This is a genomic window from Ruegeria sp. AA6 (genome assembly GCF_056542865.1).
This window is the reverse complement of sequence record NZ_JBQGAN010000001.1, coordinates 625,383-631,848: the sequence shown is the minus strand read 5'-3', so window position 1 is coordinate 631,848 and position 6,466 is coordinate 625,383. Positions and strand designations below refer to the sequence as shown.

The following is a 6,466-nucleotide window of genomic DNA, read 5'->3' as shown; positions in this document are numbered from 1 at the left end:
GAAAAGAAGGGCAAAGATGGACGACTTTTACGCCGCCCGCAGCAGGGTTATCCCGCCGCTACCGTGGTCGACTTTCTCACCGCCGTTCTCACGCATTGCCCAGATCCAAATCAATCCAGCCTTCCAAATCCTTCAATCGAAAGATCACCTCGTGACGCACTTCGCGCGGTTCGACGGTCAAAAAGGACATCAGAGGGGATTTGTGATGGCGGGTCAGGTTCGGGTTTTCAAACTTGGTGAACCACGGATCATCCCAATTCGGCAGCATCGTTTCCGCCTGAGATAAGAACCGGTAATCCGTCACTGGTACGTTACCATGTGACGCCATCATTCCGATCGATGCCAGTGGAATACCATCAGAATTCAGCGGTGGTGTGAAAGTTATTTGCTTGGGTTGGCCTTGAAAGGGAAACTCCAAATCCACAAAAACCACATCCGCGCTTCGCGGTCGAGGAGCCGCCAAGCTGCTGGCTGCCGTCTGACGAGGGACGCGAGGGCGAACGTCAATCGTTTTAACCACGCGATCCAAAGGCGTGCCATCAGCTGACACGTGAAATGTTCGTCCCGTTCGCTTCGACAAAGATGATCCCGATCCATCGTCAGGCGCGACGAAAAAGGGATATGCGCTCAAGTCGATTTCCAGAATCACGCGCACATGGTCGCCTTCGACCGATAATTCTGCAAAATTTGGCGCCGTCTCACCGCCATAGGGTGAGACAAGGTCAGCCCTTACCGTATCCGCGCCGAATATCGCGATGGCGATACAAGCAATCCCGAACCACGTTTTAGAAATGAAACGCGACAGCGGCATAAATACCGTTTTGGTCGATATCATACGCAAACTCCCCATTGTCGCGGTCTTTGGAGTAATCAATTCCATAGAATTGGTATCCAAACCGCAGGGACGTGTTTTCCCAGCCCTTCCAATCAAATCCGGCCAGCGCGACATATTGCAGATCATCTCCGTTCACCCCAAAGCCGCTTAACGTGGCCCGGGTTGCAAAGCTCCACTTGTCATTGATCTCGACAGCATAGCGCAGCGCGACCAAGGGCTCGAACCATTCCTCGGTGCCGCCAAGGGTCATGCCCGGCCCCGGACCGACGAGGTCGATTTCCTGCTTTAGACGGTTCCATTGAACGCCAACTGCCGCATCGGCCGCATAGCGACGCCCAGTGGCGCTTATGCCCTGAGCAAACCTGTAAGCGGCCTGAACGTTGAAGAATGTTTGTCGTACATCCACGTCAACCGTTGTGTTGCCTATCGGTAGGTTTCCATCTTCTCCGAGCTTTACGTAGTAAACCTCGGAAATTATCCCGAAATCACCTCTCCAACCCTCGTATCGCACCGATGCCGCACCTTGGAGAATATCCAGTACCTCGCTCAGGTTGAGGTCCAGATCGACGCTGGTCCCGTCCACCGTGGACGTGCCGCTAGTGCTGAGAGGCAGGAACAGATAAGGCGTGATGGAATGGCGCCATGCGTCGGTTTCAGTAGATTGGCGAGACAGAGCTTGCGCATTCGCAACCGTTGCCGTGATTAACATCAGACCAATTTGTAGAAGCAGCCAATTTTTTCTTTTGTGGACAAATTGCATCCCAAGTCTCCGGTTCAAGAATTTGAGACATTAAAACAGGCGCGATTTCTCACGCGCGCCTGTCGTAACTCCGTAGGATCATTGGTCTCCGGGATAGGGGAAGTTCTGGCCCAATACCTCCGAGGCTTCTTCGTAGATTGGGCGCAAAACATCATCAACGTCGTCGACACCGCCGAGAGTGAACTCGGAAAAAGTCATGACATCTTGCGGAACGCCAGCCTTTTCCGAGAAATTGATGCGATCTTGCATGTCGGGCGCCTGCGCTGGCGCTGCAAGTGGTGGCGCCCATGTTCGTTCTTCGGTCGCGGCCATACGAACGGTGATATCGTTTTTCGTTACGTTCCAAACCATGAAGTCATCGGCCAAGCTCAATGGGCCATCATAAGTCGAACGAATACGCTCATATACGCCTGCCGACGTGTCGAAATCGTTAAAGAAATGATACGCGACGGCCATTCGCGGTTGAATGTCGCTCATGACTTTGCCGAAAGCCTCGGGTGCCGTGTGTACCTGGGTACCGACCAAAAGAGCCGACTCAGGCGTGAACTTCATTTTGGTGACCAGTTCGGGTACAGCTATGAAGCACTCGTGAATCGCAAGGTCTGCATTTTTTGCGTATTCCTTGAACCACTTGTTCGGATATGTGTCTGAACTGAACACAAACTTGAGGTCATTCCATTCCAAAGCGTAGCTGACCGATCCGTCAATAGCGTGAATCGCGGGGAAAGACCTGATAATCACACCGTTGTTTTCGTAGACGACTTGGTTTTCACCTTTGTAGTCAAACTCGTTGATTTCCAAGCTGTATCCGCGGAAATCCGTGTTCCCCGCCCGTGCAGCAAGATCCCATGTCAGCATCCGACGCATGTTTTCTAGCGCGTATTGTGTGCCTAATTCTTCTACCGGTCCACTTGGCCCCCAAACGCGCAAAGGCACATTCCGGCCCATCAGCGCACCGCCAATGAACAGATCATGCAGCGCCCCGAAGTGGTCGGTGTGCAGATGGCCGATAAAGACTTTGTCCAGATAGTTATACGGAATTTGCAACGACGAAATCCGCTCGGCCGAGCCAGAGCCAATGTCGAACAGGAACTTGTCACCATTGCCCAATTCAACAAGGAAACAGGCTGCGGCTTGGGCCGCGCGTGTCGTCGGCATCCCTGTTCCGCATGCGATCACGCGCATCTCATCTTCGGCAAGGTCTTCCGTGTTGGGGTAATATACGTCCCTTGGCCGATCCCGAACTGCGGTCGGAGAAACCTCTTCGGCATCCTGCGCATAGGCCGCTGACGGAGACACAAGGTCGATCACGGCTTGCGAGACGGACTGCGGCGCTGTCGCCCACACTCCAAATACCAACCCGATCGTGAAATGCGTGCCGAGTTTTCTGAAATCTGAAGGTCGTACCATTGGCTTTCCTCCTTAAAATAAAGCACCCACAACGGTTTATGTCCCCTCGCAATCCGCCTGGCGTTCAAGGGATTCCCAGCGATCCTGAGCTACTAAGAATGAAAACGTAAGTGAGTCACGGTTTGAAACGGGGTGACTCACATCAAAATAATTGCAAAAATGGGAATATGAGTGGGGGAACAGACATCGTTGCCGAAACTGAGAAACGTGAGGCGCTGTCGCGTTTGCTGGGCGACAGTCATCTTGAAGGTGCCGATCGCCTGCGCGCGTTCCTAAGCTATATTGTCGACGAAGAACTGGCTGGGCGTGGTGAGCAAATTCGCGGCAAGAAAATTGCGCAGGACGTCTATGGTCGCGACACCACAGAAGGGTCCGACCCAGAAAATGTTGTGCGTGTGGACGCAAGGCGGCTTCGGCAGTTTCTGGAGCTGTATTACGAAGGCGCTGGCAAGCGCGATCCGGTCCGGATACACATCGATAGTGGAGGATACCGACCCCGGTTTGAAAGCGTTGAACCGACGCGCCGAAACCCGCCTACCGCACGAATGGAAAGGTTCGGCATCCCCATTGGCACATTTGCCGTTGGAGCTTTGGTTGGTGCGATCTTTGCTGCAAACTTGCTGCCATCGGCCGGTAACCTTGCTCCTATGGCCTCTGACGGGGTGTCCGAGCCGGAAACTTCGGACCTGTTGCAGCGGGCAGCGATTTACGAGAAATCTCCGGCGTCGCTTCAGGCATTCAATCTGGCCCAACAAGCGCGTGCCATGATTTTTCCGATCTTTGATCGCCCACGGCAGCTTCTGGTGTTGTCAGTATTCGAGCGCGTGATCGCAATGGACCCCGACTATTTCAGCGGCTATGCGGGGGCCGCGCAGGCGCTGGCGACACTCTCGGTCATTACTCCACCCTCTGACGCAAAAAACGACTACACAGCAGCGGCTATGGAGTTCGCGAACGAAGCAGTCAGACTGGCACCGGACCAAGCTTGGAGCCAATCGGCCAAAAGCTGGGCCTATTTTGCCAATCAGGAATATGAAAATGCTCTGATGGTTGGAAGACGCGCGGCCCAACTTGACCCAGAGGACGGTGCTATTCTTGATTTTCTCGGTGCTGTAGCTCTGTTCTCAGGCGCTTTTGAAGAAGCAGTCGAGACGTCAGAGCGACAGTCACTGTTGGAGACAAGCAACCAAAGGTTCGCCAACCGAAACATATCGGGCGCAGCGCATTTTCACCTTGGAGATTATGAAACGACCATTCAACGGTTTGAAGAGGCAAAAAGGCTTGGAGATCCGCTCAGTGCTCCGTCCCTTGCCTATCAAGTTGCCGCTTTTTCGGCTCAGGGCCGTGATCGTCAAGCTCAGGCGAAACTGGCCGAGCTGCAGCGCGCTTGGCCTGATGCACCTGTCGCGTTGATGTTGAAGAGCATCCACAGCAATGACAAACACGCCGACGAAGTAGTCAACGAACTGGTGCGCCAAGGATGGTCCCCCACGCGAGTTCAATAGGAATTCAACCAAAGGGCAGCAAGGCAGCGCATTCTGCTTGGGTGGGCGTGTTATTGCCATACGACTTTGTAATTTGGGCGTAGCATGGCTCAATCCCCAGATATGAAATGAAATTCCGGGAATTCCCCTTTGATCTTCGCTAAGGTAACCACATCTCGGCGGCATGATTTCCAAAGGAGAGACACATGACGCGCACTATCTTATTAGCTGTAGTCATCGCCGCTGCAGGCGCTGGAATTTATTACTACGCAACTCAACCCGATCCTACGCCAGCCGAACAATTGCAATCGGCGGCACAGGATGCAGGTGACGCGGTTAGCGAAGCGGCTAGCTCGGTAACCGAGCAAGTGAACGAAGCTGCGTCGTCCATTTCTGATCAGGCATCGGACGCTGCGGACCAAGTCGGTGAGACAGCGACAGATCTGGCCAATCAGGCCGGTGAAGAAGTCGCTGCTCTGGCGACCCAGGGGCAGGATCTGCTGAATTCATGGATCGAGGATGGGGCCCTGAGCCTCGAAAACTTCGATTACGACACGATGGTGGCATCCATTCAGGAAAGCGAACTGGCGCAGGACATTCAAACGCAGGCAATCAAGATTTTGGATGACATTCAGGCGTCGCCGGAACTGATTGCTGAGAAGATTCAGGAACTCCGCAACCTTTTGACAGGACAGTGAACTAGACGGGCTGCCCCTTTTGGGTGGCCCATTTTTAGGGTGGTTCAAGTTCCATCCACGTCACCACTAAGATCATTTGACGCTAGTCTGCACATTTGATTGGCTGCGCCTCAATTGGACGCAACACCTGATCTGTCGCTTAGAGGCTGGGTTCTGCTGACAATTTTGGTTTGTTCACGCGGAAGGAAGCCTCATGACTACCCTGCCCTCGACGATGTTCGCGACTATCCTAACGCAGGACGGCTACTCTGGTACGGCCAGCGGCCCGACCATTGATAATGCCAAGGACTGGTTGGCCGAAGCTGAGATTCCAGTTCCGCACCCCGGTCCCGGACAAGTTCTGATCAAGTTGCGCGCCGCATCGGTTAACCCATCGGACATCCACTTTATTAAGGGCGAATACGGACAACCCCGCGTTAAAGGTGCCGCTGCCGGGTTTGAAGGCTGTGGCAACGTTGTAGCAACTGGAAAAGGCGCGGAAGGGCTGCACGGGGTGCGTGTGGCTTTCATCACAGCAGGTTCTGGCGCTTGGGCCGAATATGTTCTGGCGCCGGCCATGATGTGCATTCCCTTGCGCCCAGAAATCTCTGACGAAGACGGTGCCGCGCAGATCGTCAACCCCCTGACGGCCATGGCGATGGTCGATATTGCGCGCGATGCTGGGGATTCTTTTGTGGTTTCTGCCGCGACCAGCCAACTTGGAAAACTTATGTGCGGGCTCGGGCGCGATCTTGGCTTGAAACCGATCGCTTTGACCCGACGATCGGAAACTGTTGACACGCTCAAAAACCTGGGAGCGTCTCAGGTGCTGCTGACGACGGAGGCAGGCGCTGTTAAAAACTTCGCAGCAATCAGTGCCGAGTTGAAACCGCGCGTCTTTCTGGATGCTGTAGTTGATCAACTGTCCGAGCAAATTTTCTGCGCGATGCCAAACCGGGCTCGCTGGATTTGCTACGGAAAGCTCGGCTCAGAAATGCCGACGCTGACTCAAACCGGCCAACTGATCTTCATGGGTAAACAGATCGAAGGGTTCTGGTTGACAAATTGGGTCACTTCCACGCCGCGGGAAGATCAAGCGAGAGTCGTGGCTGAGGTTCAGGCTCGGTTTGCGGATGGTCGCTGGAAAACTGATATCTCAGATCGCCTGGCACTGAGGAACGTGGTTTCCAACCTTGCGGACGCATTGAAAAAGAATGACGGTAAAGTGATCATCACGCCGTAGGTTTACCCAGAGCTATTCGAGGCATCTGCGCAAAGAAAAAGGGCCCGCAAACGCGAG

At 54.1% G+C, this 6,466-nt stretch carries 6 protein-coding genes; 3 read left to right on the top strand and 3 right to left on the bottom strand.

The features are described from left to right. Positions 1-88 precede the first annotated feature (88 nt). From ACR0LN_RS02980 to gntH, 3 genes are all read right to left on the bottom strand, one after another. Entirely contained in the window at positions 89-835 is a 747-nt protein-coding gene (locus ACR0LN_RS02980; protein WP_480427674.1) for a hypothetical protein, read from the bottom strand. After that, positions 786-1,544 (bottom strand): hypothetical protein, encoded by a 759-nt coding sequence (locus ACR0LN_RS02975; RefSeq protein ID WP_480427673.1) that lies wholly within the window; start codon positions 1,542-1,544, stop codon positions 786-788. Before ACR0LN_RS02975 ends, ACR0LN_RS02980 begins: the two co-directional genes overlap by 50 nt. A gap of 129 nt (positions 1,545-1,673) precedes the next feature. Then, complete coding sequence (gntH, locus tag ACR0LN_RS02970) at positions 1,674-3,005, bottom strand: guanitoxin biosynthesis MBL fold metallo-hydrolase GntH (RefSeq protein WP_480427671.1); 1,332 nt, start codon at positions 3,003-3,005, stop codon at positions 1,674-1,676. A 167-nt stretch (positions 3,006-3,172) separates the two neighbouring features. Between gntH and ACR0LN_RS02965 the strand changes: the two genes are divergently transcribed. The 3 genes from ACR0LN_RS02965 to ACR0LN_RS02955 all read left to right on the top strand — a co-directional run bounded on the left by ACR0LN_RS02965 (position 3,173) and on the right by ACR0LN_RS02955 (position 6,409). Beyond that, positions 3,173-4,510 carry a tetratricopeptide repeat protein gene (locus ACR0LN_RS02965; RefSeq protein WP_480427670.1) on the top strand — a complete coding sequence of 446 codons (1,338 nt, stop codon included), beginning with the start codon at positions 3,173-3,175 and terminating at the stop codon, positions 4,508-4,510. A gap of 185 nt (positions 4,511-4,695) precedes the next feature. Beyond that, positions 4,696-5,187: a hypothetical protein gene (locus ACR0LN_RS02960; protein ID WP_480427669.1), complete on the top strand. Its 492-nt coding sequence runs from the start codon at positions 4,696-4,698 to the stop codon at positions 5,185-5,187. A gap of 193 nt (positions 5,188-5,380) precedes the next feature. Further along, complete coding sequence (locus ACR0LN_RS02955) at positions 5,381-6,409, top strand: alcohol dehydrogenase catalytic domain-containing protein (protein ID WP_480427667.1); 1,029 nt, start codon at positions 5,381-5,383, stop codon at positions 6,407-6,409. Positions 6,410-6,466: the final 57 nt, after the last annotated feature.